This window comes from Pseudomonas sp., assembly GCF_017744435.1.
In the GTDB taxonomy this organism is placed as follows: Bacteria; Pseudomonadota; Gammaproteobacteria; order Pseudomonadales; family Pseudomonadaceae; genus Aquipseudomonas.
The window spans coordinates 129131-155173 of sequence record NZ_JAGIBG010000006.1; the positions used below are offsets into that span (position 1 = coordinate 129131).

Here is a 26043-nt window from a genome sequence, read left to right on the forward strand (position 1 = left end):
CCATGCAGGACGGCTTCAACGACCCGCTCTGGCGCCAGGTCGTTTCGGGCGCGCAGATGCTCTTCGTGGCATTCGGCGCGCTGGTGCTGATGCCGCTGATCACCGGCCTCGACCCGAACGTGGCGCTGTTCACCGCGGGCATCGGCACCCTGCTGTTCCAGCTGGTCACCGGCCGTCAGGTCCCGGTATTCCTGGCTTCGAGCTTTGCCTTCATCACCCCGATCATCCTCGCCAAGGGCCAGTTCGGCCTGGCCGAGACCATGGGCGGCGTGATGGCTGCAGGTTTCGTGTACACCTTCATGGGCCTGATGGTGAAGATCAAGGGCACCGGCTTCATCGACCGCATGTTGCCGCCCGTGGTCATCGGTCCGGTGATCATTTCCATCGGCCTGGCCATGGCTCCGATCGCCGCCAACATGGCGATGGGCAAAGCCGGTGACGGCAGCGTGCTGATGCCGTACAAGACAGCCATGCTGATCTCCATGCCGGCGCTGCTGACAACGCTGATCGTCGCAGTGTTCGGCAAGGGCATCTTCCGCCTGGTACCGATCATTGCCGGCGTGCTGGTGGGCTTTGCCCTGGCGTTCGCCTTTGGCGTGGTCGACACCGCCAAGATCGCCGCCGCGCCGTGGTTGGAAATCCCCAACTTCACCGCGCCAGCCTTCAACTGGCAGGCCATCCTGTTCATTGTCCCGGTGGCCCTGGCACCGGCGATCGAGCACATTGGCGGGGTGATTGCAGTCGGCAGCGTGACCGGCCGCGACTACCTGAAGAAGCCCGGCCTGCATCGCACCCTGCTGGGTGATGGCCTGGCCACCACCGCAGCCGGCCTGTTCGGCGGCCCGCCCAACACCACCTACGCCGAAGTGACCGGCGCGGTGATGCTGACCAAGAACTACAACCCGAAGATCATGACCTGGGCGGCGGTCTTTGCCATCACCCTGGCCTTCATCGGCAAGTTCGGCGCGCTGCTGCAGAGCATCCCGGTACCGGTGATGGGCGGCATCCTGTGTCTGCTGTTCGGTTCGATCGCGGCAGTGGGCATGAACACCATGATCCGCCACAAGATCGACCTGGCCGAAGCGCGCAACCTGGTTATCGTTTCGGTGACCCTGGTGTTCGGTATCGGCGGCGTGCTGATCGGCAGCGGCGACGGCCCGGACGACTGGGGCCTGAAGGGTATTGCCCTGTGCGCCATCGTAGCCATTGCCCTGAACCTGATCCTGCCGGGCAATGATGGTTGGAAACACAAGAAGCTGGATGATCAATTGCCTTGATCCGGCCTTAACCTGACCTGGCCTCTTCGCGGGTAAACCCGCGAAGAGGCCAGGTCAGGCTTAGCAACACTCAGGCTTTTTCGCACATCCCCGCCAACACCTTCACCCACTCCGGGTGATCATTCAGGCACGGCACCAGTACCAATTCCTTGCCGCCCGCCTCGACAAACTGCTCGCTGCCGCGCATGCCGATCTCTTCCAGCGTCTCGATGCAATCGGCGACGAACGCCGGGCACATCACCAGCAGCTTCTTCACCCCGGCCTTGGCCAGCTCATCCAGGCGCGTCTCGGTGTAGGGCTCGATCCATTTGGCTCGACCCAACCGCGACTGGAACGACACCGACCACTTGCCATCGGGAATACCCATCTTCGTCGCGAACGCCTTGGCCGTTGCCAGGCATTGCCCGCGGTAGCACACCGCGCGCATCTCGGCGCTGGCATCCTTGCAGCAGTCTGCCGCCTGGAAGTCATGCTTGCCGGTCGGGTCGAGCTTCTTCAGATGGCGCTCAGGCAGGCCATGGAAGCTCAGCAGCAAGTGGTCGTAATCCTGCTGCAGATAGGGTTTGGCACTGGCGACCAGGGCATCGATATACGCCGCATGATCGTAGAACGGTTGCAGCACCCGCAGCTCCAGCGGCAACTGCCGCTCGGCGACAGTCTGTTGCGCCTGTGCCACCACCGTGGTCACCGTGCTGTCGGCGAACTGTGGATAAAGCGGCGCCAGGGTCACCTTGCGCACACCTTGTGCAGCCAGGCGCGCCAGCACCTCGGGCAATGCCGGCTCACCGTAGCGCATGGCAACTTCCACCGGCCCGTGTGGCCAGTGCTCGACCATCGCCGCTTGCAAACGCCGGGTCAGCACTACTAGCGGCGAGCCTTCATCCCACCAGATCGAGGCATAGGCGTGCGCCGACTGCTCCGGTCGCTTGACCAGGATCAGCGACACCAGCAGACGCCGCACCGGCCATGGCAGGTCGATCACATAAGGGTCCATGAGGAACTGGTTGAGGTAGCGGCGCACATCGGCCACCGAGGTGGAGGCCGGGGAACCCAGGTTGACCAGCAGCAGAGCGTGATCGGTCATGCAGCGTCCTATGTCAGAGGCGGCTGGACAGGTTGCCCAGGGCCGATTGCAGATCGTTGAAGCGGAAGGTGAAGCCCGCCGCCAGCAAGCGCACCGGGCGCGCTCGCTGGCCGCCGAGCAGCAAGGTCGACAACTCGCCGAGGCCGGCCTTGAGCAGCAGGCCGGGCATGGGCACGATCGCTGGCCGGTGCAGGGCACGCCCCAGCTGCCTGGCGAAGTCGCGGTTGCGTACTGGCTCTGGCGCGCAGGCATTATAAGGACCGCTGGCATCCTTGTGCTGCAAGAGAAAATCAATCAGGGCGATCTGGTCGTCGATATGCACCCACGGCATCCACTGCCGGCCATCACCCAAGGGCCCGCCCAGCCCCAACTTGAACGGCAGGCGCAGGCGCGACAAGAAGCCGCCGTCACTGGCCAGTACCAGCCCGGTGCGCACCAGCACCACGCGAATGCCGAGGTGCTGAGCGCGCTGGGCGGTTTCTTCCCAGGCAATGCACAGCTGGCTGGCGAAGTCTTCGCGAACCGGCGGCGAGGCTTCGGTCAGTTCGCGCTCGCCGCCATCGCCGTACCAGCCCACGGCGGAACCGGAAATCAGCACTTCGGGGCGCTGTTCACGGCTGCCCAGCCAGGCCAGCAGTTGCTCGGTGAGCGTGATGCGGCTGGCCCACAACAGGTTGCGACGCGCAGCCGACCAGGGCCGATCGGCGATCGGCGCACCGGCCAGATTGACTACCGCATCAACCTGCTCGTCGGCGCCCAGATCCTCCAGCCGGCCAATGCCACGCACACCGTTGCCACACAATCGCGGCACTTGCTCAGGGCGCCGACTCCACACGGTCAGGCGATAGCCCTTGCCGAGCCAGTACTGGCAAAGGTGCTGGCCGATCAACCCTGTACCACCTGTCAGCAATATATGCATGGCTGTGTCCTCGCAGCGTGCGGCCATGGTCTATTTTTAAGAACAAGGCACTTTTCCAGACCCATCGCTCTCGGATAACCATAGGCCAACATGCCTATGAAGCGGAATAACCTTATACAAAGATTGTGCATTGTACAGGTTTGCCTGACAGCGTAGTCTGCCTACAGCAAGGTTCGAAGAGGCCATCATGACAGTACCTATTGCCATCATCGGTGCCGGTATCGCCGGCCTGTCCGCCGCCCAGGCGCTGCAAAAGGCCGGGCAATCCGTCCACTTGTTCGACAAAGGCCACGGCAGTGGCGGGCGCATGGCCAGCAAGCGCAGCGAAGCCGGCGCCCTGGACCTTGGCGCGCAGTACTTCACCGCCCGCGACCGGCGCTTCGTCGAGCAGGTGCAGCAGTGGGTCGCCGCCGGCTGGGCTGAGCAGTGGAAGCCGCAGCTGTACAACTACCGTGATGGCGAACTGACCCCCTCCCCCGACGAACAGACCCGCTGGGTCGGCGTGCCGCGCATGAGCGCCATCACCCGCGGCCTGCTCAAGGACGTCACGGTGAACTTCGGCTGCCGTATCGCCGAGGTGTTCCGCGGCAAGCAATTCTGGCACCTGCAGGACACCGAAGGTTGCAGCCATGGCCCATTCAGCCGCGTGGTGATCGCCGTCCCCGCGCCCCAGGCCACCCAGTTGCTGGCCGCCACGCCCAAGCTCGCCGCCGTGGCGGCTGGTGTGCAGATGGAGCCGACCTGGGCCGTCGCCCTGGCCTTCCAGACACCGCTGGATACGCCGATGCAAGGCTGCTTCGTGCAGGACAACGCGCTCGGCTGGCTGGCCCGCAACCGCAGCAAACCTGGCCGCGAAGAGCACCTCGACACCTGGGTACTGCACGCCACGTCCGACTGGAGCAAGCAGCACATCGACCTGCCCAAGGAAGAAGTGATCGAGCAACTGTGGGGAGAATTCGCCGAGCTGGTCGGCTGCGTGGTACCGGCGCCGAGCTTCGCCCTGGCCCACCGCTGGCTGTATGCACGGCCAACCAGCAATCATGAATGGGGCGCACTGGCCGATGCCGACCAAGGCCTGTATGCCTGCGGCGACTGGTGCCTGTCAGGCCGCGTCGAAGGCGCCTGGCTCAGTGGCCAGGAAGCCGCGCGACGGCTGCTGGAACATCTCGAATAACATCATTCGGCAAAGCTATACAAAAATACTAGTTTGCATAAGTTTCTGGCTGTGCTGGAATGAACTTGTACGCGCTTGCTTCCATGTACAAGTTTCCCGGAGACAGCCATGCACGAACCTGCCCCCGCACATAAACCCCGTATCGCCATCAGCGCCTGCCTGACCGGCCATGGTGTGCGCTACAACGGCGGGCACAAGGCTTCCGATCTGTGCCGTGAACACCTGCAAGCGCATTTCGACTGGCTACCGGTGTGCCCAGAGGTCGCCATCGGCCTGGGCGTACCACGCGACCCGATACGCCTGGTCGGTGACCCCGCGCAGCCCGCCGTGGTCGGCACGCGCAATCCGGGCATGGACCTGACCGGCCCACTGCGCAGCTATGGCGAGCAGATGGCCGAAGCGCTCGATGACATCTGTGGCTACATCTTCATGCAGAAGTCCCCTTCCTGTGGCCTGGAGCGGGTCAAGGTCTATCAGGACAACGGCCACCCTGCCCCGCAAGGTGGCACAGGCGCCTATGCTGCGGCCTTCTGCGCCCGTCGCCCCGACTTGCCGGTCGAAGAGGAAGGCCGACTGCACGACCCGGTGCTGCGCGAAAACTTCATCAGCCGCGTCTATGCCTATGCCGACTGGCAGCAATTGCTGGCGCAAGGGTTGAGCCGTGGCGCCCTGGTGCGCTTCCATTCACGCTACAAGTACCTGCTGATGGCGAACAACCCCCAGGCCTATCGCCAGCTCGGCCGCCTGCTGGGCAGCATGAGCCGGGAGGATGACCCCGAGCAGATCGGGCCTCGCTATTTCAGCCAGCTGATGCAGGCTCTGCGTCGTTGCGCCAGCCGGGGCACCCACTGCAACGTCCTGCAGCACCTGAGCGGCTACTTCAAGGACTCGCTGACGCAGCAGGACAAGGCCGAGCTGCAGCACATCATCGGCCAGTACCAGCAAGGCGAAGTACCGCTGGTGGTACCACTGACCCTGCTCAAGCATCACCTGCGCAAGCATCCTGATCCTTACCTGCAGCAACAGACCTACCTGCAGCCACACCCCGACAGCCTGGGCCTGCGCAATGCTGTCTGAAACACTTGTGCCAATTGGCGAACTGGCCCGACGCACCGGCGTCAACCCAGTCACCTTGCGCGCCTGGGAGCGCCGCTATGGCCTGCTCAAGCCGCAACGCACCGCCAAGGGGCATCGTTTGTATGGGCAAGACCAACTCGAACGGGTGCAGGCGATTCTCGCCTGGCTTGAACGCGGTGCTTCGGTCGGCCAGGTACGCGAACTGCTCGAGCAGCCAGTTGAGCGGGCACCGATGGGCGACTGGCAACCGCGCCAGCAGCAGTTGATCGAAGCCATCGCCCATCTTTCCCAACGCAGCCTCGATCAGCAACTGAACCAGGTCATGGCCTTGTACCCCGCCGTGACACTGTGCGAACAGCTGCTGCTACCGTTACTGGAGTCCCTAGCCGTTCGCTGGCGCAGCCACTTCAACGCGCGCCTTGAACAGGTGTTTTTCCACACGTGGCTGCGCAGCAAGCTGGGGGCACGGGTGTACCACGACAATCAATCGTTGCAAGGCTCAGCCGTGCTGCTTTGTGAAGACAGCGAGCGCCCGTTCGACCCCAGCCTGTGGCTATGCGCCTGGCTGCTGAGCAGCAACGGCATCCCCGTAGAGGTGTTTGAGCAACCGGTGGGTGGTACGCAGCTGCAACGCGCCGTGATCACCCTTCAACCGCGAGCAGTACTGATGCACCTTGGCCCACGCATCGACGCCAGCGCCCTGCTGCGCACCTTGCAGGGGATCGCCGGGACCAAGCTGCTGGGCGGCGCCACACTCGCCCTGCACCAGGCCCAGCTGCACGCGTTCGCTCTGCCCGACCTTTTCCTGTTCGATACCCCGCAGGCGGCATTGCGTTTGCTGCAAGGCAATGTCCGCCGGCCTGTAGAGACGAGTGCCCCATGCAATTGATCTGGCTGCGCAGCGACCTGCGCATCAATGACAACTCCGCCCTCAGCGTCGCCTGCGAACGCGGCCCGACCGTGGCCTTGTGGCTGGCCAGCCCCGGCCAATGGCAGGCTCACGACGACGCTGCCTGCAAGGTCGACTTCTGGCTGCGCAACCTGCGCCAGCTGCGCCAGTCGCTGGACCAGCTGAATATCCCGCTGCTGGTGCGCAAGATCGACACTTGGGACCAGGCACCAGCCACCCTGCTCGAAGTTTGCCGCCAGCATGCTATCGAGGCGGTGCACTGGAACGATGAATACGGCATCAACGAAGAACGTCGTGATGCGGCCACGCGCAAGCTGCTGGAGGATTCCGGCGTCCGCGCCCACAGCTACCTCGACCAGCTGTTCTTCCGCCCGGGCACCATCCTGACCCGCAGCGGCGACTACTTCCAGGTCTTTTCCCAGTTCAAGAAAGTCTGCCTCGAACACCTGCACCGCAGCCTGCCGTCACTGGCCCGGCAGGTGAAACGCCAGCAGCCGCTGGCTATCACCAGCGACCCGATCCCGCAGCAAATCGAGGGCTTCGACATACCTGCCCGCACACTGAGCGAACACTGGCCCGCCGGTGAAGACGAAGCGCACGCGCGACTGACCCGCTTTCTCGATGAAACGGTCGACGACTATGGCCACCTGCGCGACCTCCCGGCCAAGCCTGGCACCAGCCAGCTTTCAGCCTACCTGGCCGCAGGCGTGATTTCGCCCCGCCAATGCCTGCATGCCGCCCTCGCCAGCAACCGCGGCGAGTTCGACAGTGGCAGCAGCGGTGTCCAGACGTGGATCAACGAGCTGCTCTGGCGCGAGTTCTACAAGCACATCCTGACCGGTTATCCACAGGTCTCACGGCATCGGGCCTTCCGCGCCCAGACCGAAGCCTTGCCCTGGCGCGATGCACCGGACGACTTCAAGGCCTGGCAGGAGGGGCGTACCGGCTTCCCGATCATCGACGCCGCCATGCGCCAACTGCTGCACACCGGTTGGATGCACAACCGCCTGCGCATGATCGTCGCCATGTTTCTCAGCAAGAACCTGCTGATCGACTGGCGCCTGGGCGAACGCCATTTCATGCGCCATCTGATAGACGGCGATCTGGCCGCCAACAATGGTGGCTGGCAGTGGAGTGCCTCCACCGGCACCGACGCAGTGCCCTATTTCCGTATCTTCAACCCGGTTTCCCAGTCTCAGCGGTTCGACCCAGAGGGTCGCTTCATCCGCCACTGGCTACCGGAATTGCGGGGCCTGGATGAAAAATCCATCCACCAGCCCGTGAAGTCTGCTGATCTTTTTGCTAATAATTCCTACCACAGTCCGATTGTCGATCTCGGAAGCAGTCGCCAGCGTGCACTGGAAGCCTTCAAGGGCCTACCGCGCCGGCAGGATCAGAGGGCAACATCTTGAACAACTCGCGTAGTTTCTGGGTTACGGGGGCCAGCAACGGACTGGGTCTGGCCCTGGTGGAGCGGTTGCTCGAGCAAGGGCACCGGGTTGCCGCAAGTAGCAAGGGCAGCGAGGAACTGGAGGCACTGGCCGTGCGCCATGGTAGCCGACTGTTGAGCCTGCCTTGGCAATTGCATGAAGAAGGCAAGGCCGCCAATGCGGCAGAGCAGATATGCCATGCCTGGTGCTCGCTGGACGTATTGATCATCAACGGCGGGACCAGTGACTACCTGGCTGATGAGGTGGCGGACTGCGACGTGTTCGAGGCCATCGTCAATGACAACCAACTGGCTGGCGAGCATTGCCTGGCCAGTGCGCAACCGTTGTTGGCACAGGGGCATCAGCCGCAGGTCATGGCGATTTTCAACCGCTATTCGGCCTTGCAGCTCTACTCACCGACGCAAGTGTCGGCGGGCTGGAACAATGTGCCGCAGTGGGCGCGTGAGCAGCGTGAGGCGTTGAAGGACCAGGGAATTGACCTGACCGTGGTGGCACCGCAGTCGCTGAAGACGCCAGTAACATCCGTGCAGGCTGTACCGGATGCCTGGACGCCGCAGAGTGCGGCGGATGAACTGATATCACGCTTGGCGTTACGCGAACCTGAGCTGGTGCTGGAGGTGCTGGATATCAGCAGTCTGTGGCCGCTGTCTCGTTGAGCTTCGAGTTTTCAGGCCCGGCCTCTTCGCGGGCAAACCCGCTCCCACAGGTTCAGCGCTGTACCTGCAGGAGCGGGTTTATCGAGGCGTCGAACCGCCGCGAAGAGGCCGGCACAGGAGAATTCACAGCGCCATGCGGTAATGCAGGCTGTAGCTCTCGACTCCGTCATTAGGGTTCTTGAGCCCGGCATTGGAATAGTGAATCGCCCTCACCCCGATCTCATGCCCGCCGGCAAAACGCAGGCCGAAACCAATCCGGTCTTCGAACTGGAACGCCGAGCCTAGCTCGTTGCTCTCGACCTCGGTATTGGCAAACGCCGCCACGCCGATCCCCGCCTCGATATAGGGCTTCACCGAATCCCCGGCGAACTCATAGACGAACACTGGCGCAAACGAAAGGCTGTGGTTGCTCGACGTCTCGTCACCTTCCCAGTAGGTATAGGCGCCGTCCCAATAGCCCGTCAGCCGGCCGACGCTGCTCTGCCACCAACTTGCATCCCAGTTGGACTGCAAACCCAGTCGGTAAACCATGGTGGAATCACCGGTCTGCCCCACCGAAAACGATACATCGGCCGCTTGCGCTGCCATCACGTGCCCCAGGGTAAAGGCGGCAACTGCCGCCAAACCGAGCCGTTTCTTCATGGGAAACTTCCTTATTCCTGATGCTGTTATGAGTGTTCGCCTTGTATCAGGCAAATCGGTAGAAATCGGCGATGCAACGATAGTTCAGCTGTATTTCACGTTTTTTTTACAACTGAAAGCTTTGCACACTGTCCGACTTATGCCACAGCACTGGCAGGATTTTTCGCAGGGACTGGGGTTCGGCGCTGCTCCAGAATGCTGCGTCGCGGGCAGGCCCGTCGGCCAGCAGGCCCCGTGCGGCCAGCAGGCGTTGCAGTTGGCGCGCTACGGCGGCACCAGTATCGATGATGGCCACATCGGCAGGCACCATCTGCGCCAGCAGCGGACGCAGGAACGGGTAATGGGTGCAGCCGAGGATCAACGTGTCGCAGCCAGCAGCCAGCAGTGGCTGCACATACCCCTGCAGCAACTGGCGCAACTGCGGGCTGCCAAGGTCACCGGTTTCGATCCGCTCGACCAGCCCCGGGCAGGGCTGGGTGACCACTTGCACGTCATTGGCGAAGCGGTCGAGCAAGGCGGCAAACTTGGCACTCTGCAAGGTGCCCGTGGTGGCCAGCACGCCGACTACGCCCGAGCGGGTGGCGGCAGCGGCAGGTTTGACCGCCGGCTCCATGCCGACCAGGGGCCAGTCGGGATACAACTCGCGCAGGTCGGCGACCGCAGCCACGGTCGCGGTGTTGCAGGCCAGGACCATCGCCTTGGCACCTTGCGCCTGGAAGAACTCGGCGATGCGCCGGCAGCGCTGGCGGATGTAGTCCGGGGACTTCTCGCCATAGGGCACATGACCACAATCGGCCACATAGAGCAGCGACTCGTTGGGCAGCAGGCGCTGGATCTCGGCGAGCACCGACAAACCGCCGACCCCCGAGTCCATCACGCCGACCGGCGCCGAGCGCTCAGCCATCGCGCTTGCCGCACACGGCACAGGCCGGATCACGCTTGACCCGCAGCTCACGCAGCCGCGTGCCAAGGGCATCGATCAACAGCAGGCGGCCTATCAGCGGTTCGCCGAAGCCGGCCAGCAGCTTCATCGCCTCCAGTGCCTGCAGGCTACCCACCAGCCCCACCAGCGGGCCGATCACGCCGGCTTCGCTGCAGGTCAGCTCGTCTTCGCTGCCGTGGCCGTACAGGCAGTGGTAGCAAGGGCTGGAGTCACGGCGTGGGTCGAACACCGACAACTGGCCTTCCAGGCGGATCGCCGCGCCACTCACCAGCGGCTTACCCGCCGCGAAGCAGGCCGCATTGACCGCCTCGCGGGTACCGAAGTTGTCGGAGCAGTCCAGCACCAGGTCGACCGCTGCCACGGCGGCGGCCAGGGAGTCTTCGTCCAGTGCCTGGCGGTGGGCGACCAGCGCGATCTCGGGGTTGATCGCCTGCAGCCGCTGCAGCGCCGAATCCACCTTGCTCATGCCGACGCTGTCGCTGTCATGGATGACCTGGCGTTGCAGGTTGGTCAGGTCAACGGTGTCGAAGTCAGCCAGGTGCAGCTCCCCCACGCCCGCAGCCGCCAGGTACAGCGCCACCGGCGAGCCGAGGCCGCCGAGGCCGACGATCAATGCCTTGCTGTGCTTGAGCCGCAACTGGCCGTCGATGTCCACCTGGGCCAGCAGGATCTGCCGGCTGTAACGCAACAGTTCCTGATCGCTCAGCATGGCAGGCGCCCCAGTGAAATACGCTCATGGCCACCCAGGTCCTTGCGGCTGGCCACCTCGGTGAAGCCTTGCGCGCTCAGCAAGTCACGCACGTCCGTAGCCTGGTCGTAACCGTGCTCGAGCAACAGCCAGCCACCGGGCAGCAGGTGCTCAGGCGCCTGGGCGACGATCACCCGCAGGTCATCGAGGCCATCGGTACCGGCCACCAGCGCACTGCTGGGCTCGAAACGCACGTCGCCTTCGACCAGGTGCGGGTCTTCGGCGCGGATGTACGGCGGGTTGCTGAGAATCAGGTCGAAACGCTGCCCGGCCAGGCTGCCGAACCAATGGCTGGCCAGCACCTGGACGTTGCCCAGGCCCAGACGCTGGCGATTGCGCTCGGCCAGGGCCACGGCCTCTTCGACGCGGTCCACGGCCGTCACCTGCCAGGCCGGGCAATCGCTGGCCAGGGCCAGGGCAATGGCGCCGGTGCCGGTGCCCAGGTCGAGGACCTTGGCTGGCGATGCGGGCTGCAGCTCCAACGCAGTTTCGACCAGCAGTTCGGTATCCGGACGGGGAATCAACGTATGTGGCGCCACTTCCAGATCGAGCTTCCAGAAGCCCTGCTGCCCCAGGATGTAGGCCACCGGTTCACCGGCACGGCGGCGCTGCAGGTAGCTGGCGTAGGTCTCGGCATCTTCGCTGCTGACGATGCGCTCGGGCCAGGTGTGCAGGAAGCTGCGCGACTTGCCGATGGCGGCAGCCAGCAGCAGTTCGGCGTCCAGGCGCTCGCTGGGCGAGTCCGGCAGCTGCGCGTTGCGCAGGAGGCTGGCAATGATGGTCATCAGTCCCCCAGGGCTGCCAGTTGGTCGGCCTGGTATTCGGCCAGCAACGGTTCGATCACGGCCTCCACGCCACCGGCAAGGATGTCGTCGAGGGAGTACAGGGTCAGGTTGATGCGGTGATCGGTCACCCGCCCCTGTGGATAATTGTAGGTACGGATGCGTTCGGAGCGGTCACCGGAGCCGACCAGCAGCTTGCGCTCGCTGGCGATGGCGTTCTGTGCGGCGCTGGTCTGCATGTCGTTGAGCTTGGCCGACAGCCAGGACATGGCGCGGGCGCGGTTCTTGTGCTGCGAACGCTCTTCCTGGCACTCGACCACGATGCCGGTCGGCAAGTGGGTGATGCGGATTGCCGAGTCGGTCTTGTTCACGTGCTGGCCGCCGGCGCCCGAGGCGCGGTAGGTGTCGACGCGCAGGTCGGCCGGGTTGATCTCGATGGCCGCTTGCTCGTCGGGCTCGGGAAGCACGGCCACGGTGCAGGCCGAGGTATGGATACGGCCCTGGGATTCGGTTTCCGGTACCCGCTGAACACGGTGCGCGCCGGACTCGAACTTGAGCTTGCCGTACACGTTTTCGCCTTCGACACGGGCAATGATCTCTTTGTAGCCGCCGTGCTCGCCTTCGTTCTCGGACAGGATCTCCAGCCGCCAACCGCGCTTCTCGGCATAGCGCGAGTACATGCGGAACAGGTCGCCGGAGAAGATCGCCGCCTCGTCACCGCCAGTACCGGCGCGGATCTCGAGGAACACGTTGCGGCCATCGTTGGGGTCCTTGGGCAGCAGCATGCGCTGCAGGTTGGACTCCAGCTCGACCAGCTGTTCCTTGGCTTCGCGTACTTCTTCGACGGCCATCTCGCGCAGGTCGGGGTCGGCGTCCTTGAGCAGCGCCTGGGCGCCTTCGAGGTCGTCCTGCACCTTGCGCCACTCTTTATAGGCGGCGTAAACCGGCTCGACTTCGGCGTATTCGCGGGAATAGGCGCGGAAGCGGGTCTGGTCGGATATGACTTCGGCGTCACCAAGCAGCGCGGTGAGTTCCTCGAAGCGGTCCTGGAGAATCTCCAGTTTGTTCAGCAGCGACGCTTTCATTGCGGGGATTTGTCCGTCGAGCCCTCGTTGAGGGCAAAGAGTTCCTGGGCCATGGCCAGCGCATCGAGGCGGCCCTCGGCCGAGAGCTTTTTCAGCTGCACGCTAGGGGCATGCAGGAGTTTGTTGGTCAGGCCCCGGGCCAGTTGCGCCAGAACATCCTCGGGGTTGCCGCCATTGGCCAGCAGGCGCTGGGCCTTTTGCAGTTCTTCGTCACGCAGGCGCTCGCTCTGCTGGCGGTAGGCGCGCAGCACATCGACGGCGGCCAGTTCGCGCAGGCGCAGCATGAAGTCTTCGGCGCCCACCGAAACCAGCTCCTCGGCAGCCTGGGCTGCGCCCTGGCGGCTCTTGAGGTTTTCCGCGACCACTTCGTGCAGGTCATCGACGGTGTACAGGTAGACGTCGTCGAGCTCGCCCACTTGCGGCTCGATATCGCGCGGCACGGCGATATCGACCATGAAGATCGGCTTGTGCCGGCGCTGCTTCAGCGCGCTTTCCACCGCGCCCTTGCCAAGGATCGGCAACTGGCTGGCGGTGGAACTGATGACGATATCGCTGTTGGCCAGCTCCTGCGGGATGTCGGCCAGCAGCACGGCATGGGCACCGAACTGCTCGGCGAGAATGCTTGCCCGTTCCAGGGTGCGGTTGGCCACGACGATGCGGCGCACACCTTGTTCATGCAGGTGGCGGGCGACCAGGGTGATGGTTTCGCCGGCGCCGATCAGCAGGGCCTGGCTGCGGCCCAGGTCGCTGAAGATCTGCTTGGCCAGGCTGACCGCGGCGAAGGCCACGGAAACCGGGTTTTCACCGATCGCGGTGTCGGTGCGCACCTGCTTGGCGGCGCTGAAGGTGGCCTGGAACAGGCGCCCGAGCAGCGGGCCGATGGTGCCGGCCTCACGCGCCACCGCATAGGCGGACTTCATCTGGCCGAGGATCTGCGGCTCGCCGAGCACCAGCGAGTCGAGCCCGGAGGCCACCCGCATCATGTGCTTCACGGCATCGTGTTCTTCATGGACGTAGGCGCTGGCGCGCAGCTCATCCAGGCTCAGCCGGTGATAGGCGGCCAGCCATTGCAGAACGGCATCGGCGGACAGGTGGTCCTGCTCTATATAAAGCTCGCTACGGTTGCAGGTCGACAGGATCGCCGCCTCACGGCTGGCGGTCAGTCGGCAGAGCTGCTGCAGGGCGTCTACCAGCTGCTCTGGGGTAAACGCCACGCGCTCGCGTACGTCTACCGAGGCAGTCTTATGGTTGATACCAAGTGCAAGAAAGGCCATGCAAGGTCGCTGGTTGTGACGAGAAGCCGATAATTGTCCTCTTTCGCAGGTTTTAGAACAACCACCGTTCGCTATTGTCGTGATAGGCCTGGCCGGCCCGGCCTCCGAGGTGCCCCTACCCACGACCGGGGCAAGCACGAAACCTGTAGGAGCGGCGGTGCGGCGATCCGACTTGTCCCGCGAAGAGGCCAGAGCAGGCTTAGCCAATTTCTGACGATAGTCCTCCCTCACCAGACTGCTCACCTCCTTGGGTTGCACAGCCAATGGGTAATATTTCCTACAAATAACACCTGTCAATGAAACTTTTCGACACATCCAAACCGAAGTTACCCACATTCTTGTAGTCTATTTCCCAAATAGATGTCCCTCTATTGCCTTCATCGATATCGCTGCCTAGCCTTGCCAATCACTGACCGGGCCAAGTTTCCCGTCAGCACATCCCCTATAAATGATTGCCAAGGAGAGGTAAGCATGGCTTTTGACGCATATATACAAATCGACGAAATCGCAGGCGAAGCCCTGGATGAAAAATACAACAAATGGATTGAAGTTACCGGCTACGACTTTGGCGTAAGCCAAAGTACCTCAGCCACTGCCAGCTCCGCCGGTGGCGCGACCTCAGGCCGCACCGCCGTCAGCAACTTCAGATTCACCAAGTTTCTCGACAGCGCCAGTTGCAAACTGATGGAGGCCAGTTGTGCAGGGCTACATCTGAAAGAAGTGAAACTCGCTCTGTGTCGTGCGGGCGGCGACAAGCTCAAGTATTACGAGGTCATTCTCGAAGAAGTGATCATTGCCGATTACACCCAGAGCGCTGCCGACGGGGTGCCCATCGAAGTGGTGCAACTCGATTACGGCCGAATCAAGACCACCTATACCCAACAGAAACGCGCCGACGGCACAGGCGGCGGCAACATCGCTGGCGGGTGGGATCGTATCGGCAACAAGAAGTACGCGTGAGGAAAACGCCATGACCGAAGCCCGCGCGTTCATCAACCCCAAAATGCAGAACTATCACACACTCAAGGCCGGCCTTGCGCTCAGTGGCCATTCGGCCAGCAAGTTTGACGTTCTGAATGCACACATCTACAACAATGTGGTCAGAAGCGGCGAGCTGGTCATAGTCGGTGACTGGTCCACGCCGTCGTGTACCAGCCAGGAGGCGTATCTGATGGCAAAGGCTGCCGTGGCACACATGGGGCTGATGCGCAGCGGGCAAGGTGCCGATGAGTTTTTTCTGGATAATTTCGAATTGCTCAAAAGTCTACTCACCCATGCCGGCACGGGCGCGGGCGTGGTCAGTGATGGCTGGAGCAGGCACCTGAAGGCTATTCAGGACACATTGTTGGAAATTGAAAAACTGTATCAGGAGCACATGAGTTCAGGGACGTTCAAGGCTCGGGATCAGTTTTATGCCAAGCGCGCGGCACTGTTCGCCAGACTGGATGAGCAGCTGAGTAAAATGGCAGCATTTGGTGCCAGCTTGCGAAACAAAGGGTCGATCAAGAGAACGCTTGGTATCTCCACGAAAAGCTATTTGAATTCAGGTGAAATTGCGGGGTATGCGGATAAGGTTGCCGGGGTGGGCAAAGCTGCGCGCCTGATCAAGAATGGCAGCTATATCGGCGTAGCGCTCGGAGTGGGAGCTACGGGACTCGAGATTCAGAAGGCCTGTACCTTGGGGAGAGAGGACGAATGCAGCAGAGCGCAGTTCGTCGAGACAGCATCTCTAGTCGGTGGTTTAGTAGGCGCTAGCGCTGGAGGTTATGCTGGTGCATATATTGGCCCTGCGGTGTGCGCAGCTCTGGGCATTGCCAGTGGCGGGACAGGTGCACTTGCTTGTGCGGTTGTGGGAGGTGCCATAGGAGGAAAATATGCAGGTGATTACGCTGGAGAAAAGGGCAAATCCTTCGGCGATTTTCTATATCGAGAAAGCCTGAAGTGAACTCCACCATGGATCCGGGGATAGTAGGAGCTTTAATAATTATCCCCATGGCACTCACACTCTTAGTACAGTGCTACATTGCTCATAAGCACACCGAGTTTTTTGAGTCGCTTCTACCAAATTGCAAATACATTATAGACAACAGAAACATCTACATGCACGCCGGCCTGCCAGGAAAGCTAATACGCACTGGGTCCATATCGGTAGTATTGGCAATCCCCAAACTGTTCATATGGCGAGGGCTCGCTAACGCGGAGGAGGTCAAGGCTTTCCCCGCAAAGCATCGATGCATTCTTCTTTGTCTGCTGGTCTTGCATCTGACGCTGCTATCAGCGCTCGTGCTTTCCCACTTCCTCTTTCCAGCTCAATAACCGAATCAAAGGGACAATCCCCGCCACCGAACCTCTCACCTACCCCGCGGTCCGACCTAGCACCACCATGCTGTAAACCACGACCTTCGCAGGTGGGTTTGCCCCCGCGCTTGTGTCATCATGCTCCGACCGCCGGTTAGTCTTTTTAAGCCTCTCTATGAACAGACCCTACGCATTGCTGCTTGCCTTCGCCCTGCTCCAGGGCTGCCAGAGCCTGGTCCCGCAAAAGGCCGAGCCTCCCGCCGCCGAGGCTGAGGCGAAGAAGCCCGTGGTGTATGGGTCGTTCACGCAAGACACGCTTTATAGCCTGCTGGTGGCCGAATTGGCCGGCCAACGCAACCGCTTCGACATCGCCCTGGCCAACTACGCCGACCAGGCCGAGAAGACCCAGGACCCGGGCGTCTCCGAGCGCGCCTACCGGATTGCCGAGTACCTCGGCGCCGACGAACCGGCGCTGGACAGTGCGCTGATCTGGGCCAAGAACGACCCGGAGAACCTCGACGCCCAACGCGCCGCCGCCATCCAGCTGGCCCGTGCCGGCCGCTATGACGACTCCATGACGTACATGGAAAAGGTGCTGCAAGGCCAGGGTGACACCCACTTCGACTTCCTCGCCCTGTCCGCCGCCGAAACCGACCAGAGCACCCGCGACGGCCTGATGCAGAGCTTCGACCGCCTGCTGGTCAAGTACCCGGACAACAGCCAACTGGTGTTCGGCAAGGCGCTGCTGCTGAACCAGGACGGCAAGGCCCAGGAGGCGCTCGACCTGCTCGAAGCGCACCCGACGCAGAATGGCGAAATCGCCCCGATCCTGCTGCGCGCCCGTCTGCTCCAGAGCCTGGATCGTGGCCCTGAAGCGCTGCCACTGCTGCGCGGGGCGATCCGCGACAATCCGGACGACAAGCGCCTGCGCCTGACCTACGCGCGCACCCTGGTCGAACAGGACCGCATGGCCGACGCCAAGGCTGAATTCCTCAGCCTGGTCCAGCAGTACCCGGATGACGACGAATCGCGTTACTCCCTGGCCCTGGTGTGCCTGGAGATGAAGGACTGGGATGAAGCCGAGGTCTACCTGCGCGAGCTGATCGAGCGCGACAGCAACGTCGACGCCGCCCACCTGAACCTGGGCCGCATCGCCGAAGAGCGCCATGACCCGGCCGCGGCCCTGCGCGAGTACGCCCTGGTCGGCAACGGCCCGGACTACCTGCCGGCGCAACTGCGCCAGGCCGACATCCTCATCGCCAACGGCCGTGGCGCCGAGGCTTCGCGTCTGCTCGCCGAGGCCCGCGAAGCGCAGCCTGACTACGCCGTGCAGCTTTACCTGATCGAATCGGAAAGCTACAGCAACAACAACAAGGACGCCCAGGCCGACCAGGTGCTGCAGCAAGCCCTCAACCGCTACCCCGACGACCTCAACCTGCTTTACACCCGCGCCATGCTGGCCGAAAAGCGCGATGACCTGCCGCTGATGGAAAAAGACCTGCGCGCCATCATCGCCCGCGAGCCGGACAACGCCATGGCGCTGAACGCCCTCGGCTACACCCTGGCCGACCGCACTACCCGCTACAGCGAAGCCAAGGCACTGATCGACAAGGCCCACCAGCTGACCCCGGACGACCCTGCCGTGCTCGACAGCCTGGGCTGGATCAACTACCGCCTGGGCCACCTCGACGAGGCTGAAACCTACCTGCGCCAGGCCTTTGCCCGCTTCCCCGACCACGAAGTGGCCGCCCACCTGGGCGAAGTCCTGTGGGCCAACGGCAAGCGCCGCGAGGCCCGCCAGGTCTGGGCCAAGGGCTTCGAAGCCCAGGCCGACAGCCCCATCCTGCGCAAGACCATCCTGCGCCTGACCGGATCCGAGACTCTTTAAAGCCATGTTTCTGCGCCATTGCATCACCTTCACCCTGATCGCCCTGCTGGCCGGCTGCGCCGGCTTCGGCAGCCGTGAGGCCCTGCAAGGCCACGGCGACCCACAGCAGTGGCGCGCCCATAAAGAGCAGTTGAGCAGCCTCGATGGCTGGCAGATCAACGGCAAGGTCGGCATCCGCGCACCGCGCGACTCCGGCAGTGGCACGCTGTTCTGGCTGCAACGCCAGGATTACTACGACATCCGCCTGGCCGGCCCGCTCGGCCGCGGCGCTGCTCGCCTGACCGGCCGCCCCGGCGGCGTGGTGCTGGAAGTCGCCAACCAGGGCCGCTATGAAGCCGCCAGCCCCGAAGCCTTGCTGGAAGAGCAGCTTGGCTGGCAGCTGCCAGTCTCGCACCTGGTCTGGTGGGTACGCGGCCTGCCCGCCCCCGACAGCAAGAGCAAGCTGACCCTGGACGGCGACAGCCGCCTGGCCAGCCTCGACCAGGATGGCTGGCAGGTCCAGTACCTGAGCTATACCGAGCAGAACGGCTACTGGCTGCCGGAGCGCATGAAGCTGCACGGCAAGGACCTCGACGTGACCCTGGTGGTCAAGGACTGGCAACCGCGCCAGCTGGGGCACTGATTTCATGCACACACTCACCCTGCCCGCCCCGGCCAAGCTCAACCTGTGGCTGCACATCATTGGCCGCCGCCCGGATGGCTACCACGAGCTGGAAACCGTGTTCCAGTTTCTCGACCATGGCGACGAGCTGAGCTTCGCCCTGCGCGAAGACGGCGTGATCCGCCTGCACACCGAAATCGAAGCGGTGCCCCACGACAGCAACCTGATCGTGCGCGCCGCACGTAAATTGCAGGAACAGTCCGGCACCCGGCTGGGCGCCGATATCTGGCTGACCAAGGTACTGCCCATGGGCGGCGGCATCGGCGGCGGCAGCTCCGATGCGGCGACCACGCTGCTGGCGCTGGCACACCTGTGGCAGCTGGACTGGGACGAAGACCGCCTGGCCGCACTGGGCCTGAGCCTGGGCGCCGACGTGCCGGTGTTCGTCCGCGGCCACGCCGCCTTTGCCCAGGGCGTGGGCGAACAACTGACTCCGGTCGACCCCGATGAGCCCTGGTATGTCGTGCTGGTGCCGCAAGTGTCTGTCAGCACAGTAGAAATTTTTTCACATCCGCAGTTGACACGTGATTCACTCCCCCTTAAGATGCGCCCCGTTCCCGAGGGAAACAGTCGAAATGACTGCCAACCGGTGGTAGAGCAGAATTACCCAGAAGTTCGCAACGCGCTGAATTCATTGGGTAAATTCACAGAGGCTCGACTAACCGGAACTGGAAGTTGTGTGTTTGGGGCCTTCCCAAGCAAAGCTGAAGCTGATAAAGTTCTGGCCCTTCTTTCAGCGACCCAAACAGGGTTTGTGGCGAAAGGAAGCAATGTTTCGATGTTGCATCGCAAGCTGCAAAGTCTGATCAAGAAGTCGAGCGCATAAGCGTTCGCAAGCAACAGATACAGGGGCGTCGCCAAGCGGTAAGGCAGCAGGTTTTGATCCTGCCATGCGTTGGTTCGAATCCAGCCGCCCCTGCCATTTTCCTTATACTCATCCAGGTATACCCTCAGCCTTCAGGTACTGCGCGTGTCCAAGATGATGGTCTTTACGGGGAACGCTAACCCCGATCTGGCTCGGCGTGTCGTACGTCAGCTGCATATCCCTCTCGGTGACGTCTCTGTCGGTAAATTCTCCGACGGTGAGATCAGCACTGAGATCAATGAAAATGTCCGCGGTAAAGACGTTTTCATTATCCAGCCGACCTGTGCCCCGACCAACGATAACCTGATGGAACTGGTAGTGATGGCCGACGCCTTCCGCCGCTCCTCAGCATCCCGAATCACCGCCGTGATTCCTTACTTCGGATATGCCCGCCAGGACCGCCGTCCGCGTTCGGCACGTGTAGCCATCAGCGCCAAAGTCGTCGCTGACATGCTCACTGTCGTGGGTATCGACCGTGTTCTCACCGTCGACCTGCACGCTGACCAGATCCAAGGCTTCTTCGATATCCCGGTCGACAACATCTACGGCTCGCCCGTACTGGTCGACGACATCGAAGACCAGCGTTTCGAGAACCTGATGATCGTTTCCCCGGACATCGGTGGCGTTGTGCGCGCACGCGCCGTTGCCAAGTCCCTGGGCGTCGACCTCGGTATCATCGACAAACGCCGCGAAAAGGCTAACCACTCCGAGGTTATGCACATCATCGGCGACGTCGAAGGGCGCACCTGCATCCTGGTAGACGACATGGTCGACACCGCCGGCACCCTGTGCCACGCGGCCAAAGCCCTGAAAGAACACGGCGCTGCCAAGGTTTACGCCTACTGCACGCACCCTGTCCTGTCGGGCCGCGCGATCGAGAACATCGAGAAGTCGGTACTGGACGAGCTGGTGGTGACCAACACCGTTCCGCTGTCCGCCGCTGCTCAAGCCTGTGACCGTATCCGCCAGCTGGATATCGCACCGGTTGTCGCTGAAGCGGTCCGCCGCATCAGCAATGAAGAATCGATCAGCGCGATGTTCCGCTAAGCGGGACTCGTGTTGATGTGAAGCGCCCCGCCCCAGCATTTGTTGGGGCGGGGCTTTTTTGCCATCCCCGTCTGGCGCTGGTCGCAAACGCCTTTCGGGAGGCTATTTTGGAGAAGCAAAATGACTGATTTCATCCTGAACGCCCAAGCGCGTACTGACCTGGGGAAAGGTGCGAGCCGCCGCCTGCGTCACTCCGCCAGCATCCCAGCCGTTGTATACGGTGGCGATAAAGAAGCCCAATCCCTGACCATCGTGGCCAAGGAAATCGCCAAGCTGTTCGAAAACGAAGCTGCCTTCAGCCACGTTATCGAACTGAACGTCGACGGCGCCAAGCAGAACGTCGTGGTCAAGGCCATGCAGCGTCACCCAGCCAAAGGCTTCATCATGCACGCCGACTTCGTTCGCGTCGTTGCTGGCCAGAAGCTGACCGCCAAGGTTCCAGTTCACTTCGTTGGTGAAGAAGCTCCGGTCAAGAAAGGCGGCGAAATCTCGCACGTTGTTTCCGAGATCGAAGTTTCCTGCGAAGCCAAAGACCTGCCTGAGTTCATCGAAGTCGACCTGTCCAAGGCCGAAATCGGCGCCATCATCCACCTGTCGGACCTGAAAGCTCCGAAAGGCGTTGAGTTCGTAGCTCTGGCCCACGGTGATGACAAAGCTGTTGCCAACGTTCACGCTCCACGCGTTGCTCCAGAAGCAGAAGGCGCTGCCGAGTAATCCACTCGCGCGCCGGTGTTGATCGGGTTACAGTGCGCCCCGCGCCCTGTAACCCACCAACTCCAAGGAAGAGCCCCTGACGTGACCGCCATCCAGTTGATCGTTGGCCTGGGTAACCCCGGCCCCGAATACGAACAGACCCGGCATAACGCAGGGGCTCTTTTCGTTGAACGCATTGCCAGCGCCCAGCGTGTATCGCTGACCGCTGACAAGAAATATTTCGGCCTGACGGCTAAGTTCAGCCATCAGGGCAACGACGTTCGTTTGTTGATCCCCACCACCTACATGAACCGTAGCGGCCAGGCCGTGGCGGCATTGGCCAATTTCTTCCGCATCAAGCCGGAAGCGATCCTGGTGGCACACGACGAACTCGACCTGCCTCCGGGCGTTGCCAAGCTCAAGCGCGGCGGCGGCCATGGGGGGCACAACGGCCTGCGCGACATCATCGCGCAGCTCGGCAACCAGAACGACTTCCACCGCCTGCGGCTTGGCATTGGCCACCCGGGCGACGCCAAACTGGTCTCCAACTTCGTCCTGGGCCGCGCGCCGCGCGCCGAGCAGGAGAAGCTCGACGCCAGCATCGATTTTGCCCTCGGCGTGCTGCCGGACGTGCTGGCCGGCGACTTCGCCAAGGCCATGCGCGAGCTGCACAGCCAGAAGGCCTGATTTCCTAGAGAGGGGAATACCCATGGGTTTCAATTGCGGCATCGTCGGCCTGCCCAACGTCGGCAAGTCCACCCTGTTCAACGCCCTGACCAAGTCTGGCATCGCGGCGGAGAACTTCCCTTTCTGCACCATCGAGCCGAACAGCGGCATCGTGCCGATGCCCGATGCGCGCCTGGCGGCGCTGGCGGAAATCGTCAAGCCTAACCGCATCCTGCCGACCACCATGGAATTCGTCGACATCGCAGGCCTGGTGGCCGGTGCGTCGAAAGGTGAAGGCCTGGGCAACAAGTTCCTCGCCAACATCCGCGAGACCGACGCCATTGCCCACGTGGTGCGCTGCTTCGAAGACGAGAACGTGATCCACGTTTCCAACAGCGTCGACCCCAAGCGCGACATCGAGATCATCGACCTCGAGCTGATCTTCGCCGACCTCGACAGCTGCGAGAAGCAACTGCAGAAGGTTGCCCGCAACGCCAAGGGTGGCGACAAGGACGCCCTGGCACAGAAGGCGATTCTGGAAAAACTGATTCCGCACTTCACCGAAGGCAAGCCTGCGCGCAGCCTGATGAAGAACATGGCTGACGACGAAAAGGCCGTCATCCGTGGCTTCCACCTGCTGACCAGCAAGCCGGTGATGTACATCGCCAACGTCGCCGAAGACGGCTTCGAAGATAACCCGCACCTGGACGTGGTCAAGGCCATCGCCGAGGAAGAAGGCGCGGTCGTGGTGCCGGTGTGCAACAAGATCGAAGCGGAAATCGCCGAACTGGAAGACGGTGAAGAGAAGGACATGTTCCTCGAGGCCCTGGGCCTGGAAGAGCCTGGCCTGAACCGCGTGATCCGCGCCGGTTACGAGCTGCTCAACCTGCAGACCTACTTCACTGCCGGCGTGCAGGAAGTCCGCGCCTGGACCGTACGCGTCGGCGCCACCGCCCCGCAGGCCGCTGGCGTGATCCACACCGACTTCGAAAAAGGCTTCATCCGCGCCGAAGTGGTGGCCTATGACGACTTCATCCAGTTCAAGGGTGAAGGCGGTGCCAAGGAAGCCGGTAAATGGCGCCTGGAAGGCAAGGACTACATCGTCAAAGACGGCGACGTGATGCACTTCCGCTTCAACGTCTAAGCGGCAGTCTGCAGTACTGACAAACCCCTTGAGGCCCATGGCTTCAAGGGGTTTTGTTTTGTGGGGGCACACATGCCCTTCCGCAACTTCTGGCATCAATGCCAGGTGATCTCCCCCGCCTCCCGAGTCAGTATCGATCTGTGACCCACTGCGTCACAAATTGGAAGGTCGTGGCGACTTCCAGCATCCCCTTCTCGGCCTTAATGCCAGGTAATCTCCCCTGCCTCCCGGGTCAGGACCAACTCGGCCAACGCCCTCCCCATCTGCACGTTATGCACACTGTTGACCAGCATGCCGATACCCGGCTCGCCGGCATTGCCGCAGATGTATTCGTCGAGGGTGTCTTCAATTCCGCGTAGTAACTGAACGACATAGAGCAGTGCTTCGGGTGAGGGCATGTCTTTGTTGATGGTGTAGAACGAGTGGGAGGCAACTTTGGCGGGTGGATCGGGAACAAGCTTCTTCATCATGATTTCTCCGAGTTCAGAGTACGGAGCTATCACCCACTTCCTCTCACAGAATCAGGGTGGCAGCCGAACGCGGGGTGAGAGACCGGCGAACATCGGAATTCCGGCCAGGCCGAAGCCTGCCCACGAACGGCTGCCATGACACTGGCACGATGCACTGCCGGGCTCTCACACCCGGTCGTCAAACCACGACGACCCGGGGAAATTAGCCCTGATGCCCTACATCCACAACAGAGAAACGGCAGCGGCGTGCGTAGGATAATTCCCAAGCTATCTTGAACTGAAGCATTTGGTTTCATGTTCGGAATTCTCTTACACCTGAGGGATTGCCGGGGCTGCTTCGCAGCCCCAGATTTCTGCATCTAAGCTGTGTTTCAGAGGGGCACCCAAGCGGTTCATGCGCCCTCCGCCCAGGAGCTTCGTTCATGCATGAAACGCCGCCCCCTCCCCGCTTCGACTGGCAACGCTGGCTCCCCGGCCTGGCCACCCTGCTGCACTACCAGCCCGCCTGGCTGCCCAAGGACATCGCCGCCGGCCTGGTGCTGACCACCATGCTGGTGCCGGTCGGCATCGCCTACGCCGAAGCTTCCGGGGTACCGGGCATCTACGGCCTGTACGCCACCATCATCCCGCTGCTGGCCTATGCTCTGTTCGGCCCCAGCCGCATCCTGGTGCTCGGCCCGGACTCGGCGCTGGCCGCGCCAATCCTCGCGGTGGTGGTGCAGTACGCCGCCAGCGACCCGCAGCGCGCCATCGCCATTGCCAGCCTGATGGCCCTGGTGGCCGGCGCCTTCTGCGTAATTGCCGGGCTGCTGCGCCTGGGCTTCATCACTGAACTGCTGTCCAAGCCGATCCGCTATGGCTACATGAACGGTATCGCCCTCACCGTGCTGATCAGCCAGCTGCCCAAGCTGTTCGGCATCAAAGTCGATAGCGAGGGGCCCTTGCGCGACCTCTGGCACCTTGGCCAGGCGCTGTTCGCCGGCCAAGGGCACTGGCCAAGCTTCATCGTCGGTGCCGGAAGCCTGGTGCTGATCCTGGTGCTCAAACCCTTCAAGCGCCTGCCGGGCATCCTCATCGCCGTGGTGCTGGCAACGCTTGCCGTAAGCCTGTTCAACCTCGACCAGATGGGCGTCAAGGTACTCGGCCAGTTGCCCCAGGGCCTGCCCAGCTTCGTCTTCCCGTGGGTGAGCGACATCGACCTGGTCGAAGTGGTACTGGGCGGGATTGCCGTGGCGCTGGTGTCGTTCGCCGATACCAGCGTGCTGTCGCGCTCCTATGCCGCGCGCCTTAAAACGCCCGTCAACCCGAACCAGGAAATGTTCGGCCTGGGCGTGGCCAACCTGGCCTCCGGCCTGTTCCAGGGCATCCCGATCAGCAGCAGTTCGTCGCGCACACCGGTGGCCGAGGCGGCCGGCTCGAAAACCCAGCTCACCGGCATCATCGGCGCGCTGGCGGTGACCCTGTTGCTACTGGTCGCGCCCAACCTGATGCAGCACCTGCCCAACAGCGCCTTGGCTGCGGTGGTGATCGCCGCGGCGTTAGGGCTGTTCGAGTTCGCCGACCTCAAACGCATCTTCCGCATGCAGCAATGGGAGTTCTGGCTGTCGTTCACCTGCTTCGTCGGCGTCGCGGTGTTCGGCGCCATTCCGGGGATCTGCATTGCCGTGGCGATATCGGTGATCGAATTCCTGTGGGACGGCTGGCGGCCGCATTACGCCGTACTCGGGCGAGTCGATGGCACCCGTGGCTACCATGACGTGATGCGTTATCCACAGGCGCGGCGGATTCCGGGGCTGGTGCTGCTGCGCTGGGATGCACCGCTGTTCTTCGCCAACGCCGAGCAGTTCCAGGGCACGGTGCTGGCGGCGGTGGATGAGTCACCGACCCCGGTGCAGCGGCTGGTGATTGCGGCGGAACCGGTGACCAGCATCGATATCACATCGGCGGACATGCTCGCCGAGCTGGATCGGGCGCTGGAGGCTCGGGGGGTGGAACTGCAGTTTGCCGAAATGAAAGACCCGGTGAAGGACAAGATGAAGCGCTTCGAGTTGTTCGAGCATATGGGTGAGCGGGCGTTTCACCCTACGGTCGGGGCGGCGGTGGATGCCTACCTGGCAGATACCGGGATTGACTGGAAGCCTTAGGTCCCCTGCACTGGCCTCTTCGCGGGTAAACCCGCTCCCACAGGGATCACACTATCCCTGTGGGAGCGGGTTTACCCGCGAAGAGGCCAGTGCAGGGGACCTAAGGCTTCCAGTCAATCCCGGTATCTGCCAGGTAGGCATCCAC

General features: G+C 62.6%; 25 protein-coding genes and 1 tRNA gene. 17 read left to right on the plus strand and 9 right to left on the minus strand.

The window, feature by feature from the left end:
• Nucleotides 1-2: 2 nt before the first annotated feature.
• Nucleotides 3-1277, plus strand: a complete 1275-nt coding sequence (locus J7573_RS06705; RefSeq protein WP_294331056.1) for a uracil-xanthine permease family protein — start codon at nucleotides 3-5, stop codon at nucleotides 1275-1277.
• A 70-nt stretch (nucleotides 1278-1347) separates the two neighbouring features.
• Here the strand turns inward: J7573_RS06705 and hemH are convergent, their stop codons facing one another.
• Nucleotides 1348-2361 carry a ferrochelatase gene (gene hemH, locus J7573_RS06710; protein ID WP_294331058.1) on the minus strand — a complete coding sequence of 338 codons (1014 nt, stop codon included), beginning with the start codon at nucleotides 2359-2361 and terminating at the stop codon, nucleotides 1348-1350.
• Nucleotides 2362-2374: 13 nt separating this feature from the next.
• Complete coding sequence (locus tag J7573_RS06715) at nucleotides 2375-3280, minus strand: TIGR01777 family oxidoreductase (protein ID WP_294331061.1); 906 nt, start codon at nucleotides 3278-3280, stop codon at nucleotides 2375-2377.
• Nucleotides 3281-3467: 187 nt separating this feature from the next.
• Between J7573_RS06715 and J7573_RS06720 the strand changes: the two genes are divergently transcribed.
• From J7573_RS06720 to J7573_RS06740, 5 genes are all read left to right on the plus strand, one after another.
• Nucleotides 3468-4454: an NAD(P)/FAD-dependent oxidoreductase gene (locus J7573_RS06720; protein ID WP_294331064.1), complete on the plus strand. Its 987-nt coding sequence runs from the start codon at nucleotides 3468-3470 to the stop codon at nucleotides 4452-4454.
• Nucleotides 4455-4562: 108 nt separating this feature from the next.
• Nucleotides 4563-5531, plus strand: coding sequence for a DUF523 and DUF1722 domain-containing protein (locus J7573_RS06725; RefSeq protein WP_294331067.1), 969 nt, complete (start codon nucleotides 4563-4565; stop codon nucleotides 5529-5531).
• Nucleotides 5521-6420 carry a MerR family transcriptional regulator gene (locus tag J7573_RS06730; protein WP_294331071.1) on the plus strand — a complete coding sequence of 300 codons (900 nt, stop codon included), beginning with the start codon at nucleotides 5521-5523 and terminating at the stop codon, nucleotides 6418-6420. Before J7573_RS06725 ends, J7573_RS06730 begins: the two co-directional genes overlap by 11 nt.
• Nucleotides 6411-7853, plus strand: coding sequence for a deoxyribodipyrimidine photo-lyase (gene phrB / locus J7573_RS06735; RefSeq protein WP_294331073.1), 1443 nt, complete (start codon nucleotides 6411-6413; stop codon nucleotides 7851-7853). The genes J7573_RS06730 and phrB overlap by 10 nt, the downstream gene beginning before the upstream one ends.
• A complete protein-coding gene (locus tag J7573_RS06740; protein ID WP_294331075.1) occupies nucleotides 7850-8548 on the plus strand; it encodes an SDR family NAD(P)-dependent oxidoreductase in 699 nt (232 codons plus the stop codon). The genes phrB and J7573_RS06740 overlap by 4 nt, the downstream gene beginning before the upstream one ends.
• Nucleotides 8549-8671: 123 nt before the next feature.
• Here J7573_RS06740 and J7573_RS06745 read toward each other — a convergent pair whose 3' ends face one another.
• The 6 genes from J7573_RS06745 to hemA form a co-directional block, all read right to left on the minus strand.
• Nucleotides 8672-9190, minus strand: a complete 519-nt coding sequence (locus tag J7573_RS06745; protein WP_294331077.1) for an acyloxyacyl hydrolase — start codon at nucleotides 9188-9190, stop codon at nucleotides 8672-8674.
• 106 nt (nucleotides 9191-9296) lie between these two features.
• Nucleotides 9297-10094, minus strand: a complete 798-nt coding sequence (gene murI / locus J7573_RS06750; RefSeq protein ID WP_294331080.1) for a glutamate racemase — start codon at nucleotides 10092-10094, stop codon at nucleotides 9297-9299.
• Nucleotides 10087-10842: a molybdopterin-synthase adenylyltransferase MoeB gene (locus J7573_RS06755; protein WP_294331083.1), complete on the minus strand. Its 756-nt coding sequence runs from the start codon at nucleotides 10840-10842 to the stop codon at nucleotides 10087-10089. Before J7573_RS06755 ends, murI begins: the two co-directional genes overlap by 8 nt.
• Nucleotides 10836-11666 carry a peptide chain release factor N(5)-glutamine methyltransferase gene (prmC, locus tag J7573_RS06760; RefSeq protein WP_294331086.1) on the minus strand — a complete coding sequence of 277 codons (831 nt, stop codon included), beginning with the start codon at nucleotides 11664-11666 and terminating at the stop codon, nucleotides 10836-10838. The genes J7573_RS06755 and prmC overlap by 7 nt, the downstream gene beginning before the upstream one ends.
• Nucleotides 11666-12748, minus strand: a complete 1083-nt coding sequence (gene prfA, locus J7573_RS06765) for a peptide chain release factor 1 (RefSeq protein ID WP_085673902.1) — start codon at nucleotides 12746-12748, stop codon at nucleotides 11666-11668. Before prfA ends, prmC begins: the two co-directional genes overlap by 1 nt.
• Nucleotides 12745-14022 (minus strand): glutamyl-tRNA reductase, encoded by a 1278-nt coding sequence (hemA, locus tag J7573_RS06770; protein WP_110638411.1) that lies wholly within the window; start codon nucleotides 14020-14022, stop codon nucleotides 12745-12747. The genes prfA and hemA overlap by 4 nt, the downstream gene beginning before the upstream one ends.
• Before the next feature lie 471 nt (nucleotides 14023-14493).
• Between hemA and J7573_RS06775 the strand changes: the two genes are divergently transcribed.
• From J7573_RS06775 to ychF, 10 genes are all read left to right on the plus strand, one after another.
• On the plus strand, nucleotides 14494-14982 hold the full coding sequence (locus tag J7573_RS06775; protein WP_294331094.1) for a type VI secretion system tube protein Hcp: 489 nt from the start codon (nucleotides 14494-14496) through the stop codon (nucleotides 14980-14982).
• Nucleotides 14983-14992: 10 nt separating this feature from the next.
• A complete protein-coding gene (locus tag J7573_RS06780) occupies nucleotides 14993-15967 on the plus strand; it encodes a hypothetical protein (protein ID WP_294331097.1) in 975 nt (324 codons plus the stop codon).
• Nucleotides 15968-16495: 528 nt separating this feature from the next.
• Nucleotides 16496-18208 (plus strand): tetratricopeptide repeat protein, encoded by a 1713-nt coding sequence (locus J7573_RS06785; protein ID WP_294331099.1) that lies wholly within the window; start codon nucleotides 16496-16498, stop codon nucleotides 18206-18208.
• A gap of 4 nt (nucleotides 18209-18212) precedes the next feature.
• Complete coding sequence (gene lolB / locus J7573_RS06790) at nucleotides 18213-18830, plus strand: lipoprotein insertase outer membrane protein LolB (protein WP_110638405.1); 618 nt, start codon at nucleotides 18213-18215, stop codon at nucleotides 18828-18830.
• Nucleotides 18831-18834: 4 nt separating this feature from the next.
• Nucleotides 18835-19695: a 4-(cytidine 5'-diphospho)-2-C-methyl-D-erythritol kinase gene (gene ispE / locus J7573_RS06795; protein ID WP_294331105.1), complete on the plus strand. Its 861-nt coding sequence runs from the start codon at nucleotides 18835-18837 to the stop codon at nucleotides 19693-19695.
• Between the two features lie 21 nt (nucleotides 19696-19716).
• Nucleotides 19717-19791, plus strand: a tRNA-Gln gene (locus tag J7573_RS06800).
• A 48-nt stretch (nucleotides 19792-19839) separates the two neighbouring features.
• Nucleotides 19840-20781 carry a ribose-phosphate pyrophosphokinase gene (locus tag J7573_RS06805; RefSeq protein WP_003247410.1) on the plus strand — a complete coding sequence of 314 codons (942 nt, stop codon included), beginning with the start codon at nucleotides 19840-19842 and terminating at the stop codon, nucleotides 20779-20781.
• Nucleotides 20782-20901: 120 nt separating this feature from the next.
• A complete protein-coding gene (locus J7573_RS06810) occupies nucleotides 20902-21495 on the plus strand; it encodes a 50S ribosomal protein L25/general stress protein Ctc (RefSeq protein ID WP_085673914.1) in 594 nt (197 codons plus the stop codon).
• 81 nt (nucleotides 21496-21576) lie between these two features.
• Nucleotides 21577-22161, plus strand: coding sequence for an aminoacyl-tRNA hydrolase (pth, locus tag J7573_RS06815; RefSeq protein ID WP_009686183.1), 585 nt, complete (start codon nucleotides 21577-21579; stop codon nucleotides 22159-22161).
• 22 nt (nucleotides 22162-22183) lie between these two features.
• Nucleotides 22184-23284, plus strand: a complete 1101-nt coding sequence (ychF, locus tag J7573_RS06820) for a redox-regulated ATPase YchF (protein WP_110638402.1) — start codon at nucleotides 22184-22186, stop codon at nucleotides 23282-23284.
• A gap of 200 nt (nucleotides 23285-23484) precedes the next feature.
• Here the strand turns inward: ychF and J7573_RS06825 are convergent, their stop codons facing one another.
• Complete coding sequence (locus tag J7573_RS06825; protein WP_294331273.1) at nucleotides 23485-23754, minus strand: hypothetical protein; 270 nt, start codon at nucleotides 23752-23754, stop codon at nucleotides 23485-23487.
• A 422-nt stretch (nucleotides 23755-24176) separates the two neighbouring features.
• Here J7573_RS06825 and sulP point away from each other — a divergent pair, with 422 nt between their 5' ends.
• Complete coding sequence (gene sulP, locus J7573_RS06830) at nucleotides 24177-25898, plus strand: sulfate permease (RefSeq protein ID WP_294331276.1); 1722 nt, start codon at nucleotides 24177-24179, stop codon at nucleotides 25896-25898.
• Nucleotides 25899-26043: the final 145 nt, after the last annotated feature.

Bases quoted from the DNA above. Each gene is read 5' to 3' on its own strand.
- hemH (WP_294331058.1), bottom strand. From the start codon at position 2,361: ATGACCGATCACGCTCTGCTGCTGGTCAACCTGGGTTCCCCGGCCTCC.
- J7573_RS06725 (WP_294331067.1), top strand. From the start codon at position 4,563: ATGCACGAACCTGCCCCCGCACATAAACCCCGTATCGCCATCAGCGCC.
- hemA (WP_110638411.1), bottom strand. From the start codon at position 14,022: ATGGCCTTTCTTGCACTTGGTATCAACCATAAGACTGCCTCGGTAGAC.
- lolB (WP_110638405.1), top strand. From the start codon at position 18,213: ATGTTTCTGCGCCATTGCATCACCTTCACCCTGATCGCCCTGCTGGCC.
- ychF (WP_110638402.1), top strand. From the start codon at position 22,184: ATGGGTTTCAATTGCGGCATCGTCGGCCTGCCCAACGTCGGCAAGTCC.
- J7573_RS06785 (WP_294331099.1), top strand. From the start codon at position 16,496: ATGAACAGACCCTACGCATTGCTGCTTGCCTTCGCCCTGCTCCAGGGC.
- J7573_RS06755 (WP_294331083.1), bottom strand. From the start codon at position 10,842: ATGCTGAGCGATCAGGAACTGTTGCGTTACAGCCGGCAGATCCTGCTG.
- J7573_RS06715 (WP_294331061.1), bottom strand. From the start codon at position 3,280: ATGCATATATTGCTGACAGGTGGTACAGGGTTGATCGGCCAGCACCTT.
- J7573_RS06720 (WP_294331064.1), top strand. From the start codon at position 3,468: ATGACAGTACCTATTGCCATCATCGGTGCCGGTATCGCCGGCCTGTCC.
- murI (WP_294331080.1), bottom strand. From the start codon at position 10,094: ATGGCTGAGCGCTCGGCGCCGGTCGGCGTGATGGACTCGGGGGTCGGC.
- J7573_RS06780 (WP_294331097.1), top strand. From the start codon at position 14,993: ATGACCGAAGCCCGCGCGTTCATCAACCCCAAAATGCAGAACTATCAC.
- J7573_RS06745 (WP_294331077.1), bottom strand. From the start codon at position 9,190: ATGAAGAAACGGCTCGGTTTGGCGGCAGTTGCCGCCTTTACCCTGGGG.
- phrB (WP_294331073.1), top strand. From the start codon at position 6,411: ATGCAATTGATCTGGCTGCGCAGCGACCTGCGCATCAATGACAACTCC.
- prmC (WP_294331086.1), bottom strand. From the start codon at position 11,666: ATGACCATCATTGCCAGCCTCCTGCGCAACGCGCAGCTGCCGGACTCG.
- ispE (WP_294331105.1), top strand. From the start codon at position 18,835: ATGCACACACTCACCCTGCCCGCCCCGGCCAAGCTCAACCTGTGGCTG.
- J7573_RS06705 (WP_294331056.1), top strand. From the start codon at position 3: ATGCAGGACGGCTTCAACGACCCGCTCTGGCGCCAGGTCGTTTCGGGC.
- prfA (WP_085673902.1), bottom strand. From the start codon at position 12,748: ATGAAAGCGTCGCTGCTGAACAAACTGGAGATTCTCCAGGACCGCTTC.
- J7573_RS06730 (WP_294331071.1), top strand. From the start codon at position 5,521: ATGCTGTCTGAAACACTTGTGCCAATTGGCGAACTGGCCCGACGCACC.
- J7573_RS06810 (WP_085673914.1), top strand. From the start codon at position 20,902: ATGACTGATTTCATCCTGAACGCCCAAGCGCGTACTGACCTGGGGAAA.
- J7573_RS06825 (WP_294331273.1), bottom strand. From the start codon at position 23,754: ATGATGAAGAAGCTTGTTCCCGATCCACCCGCCAAAGTTGCCTCCCAC.
- J7573_RS06775 (WP_294331094.1), top strand. From the start codon at position 14,494: ATGGCTTTTGACGCATATATACAAATCGACGAAATCGCAGGCGAAGCC.
- sulP (WP_294331276.1), top strand. From the start codon at position 24,177: ATGCATGAAACGCCGCCCCCTCCCCGCTTCGACTGGCAACGCTGGCTC.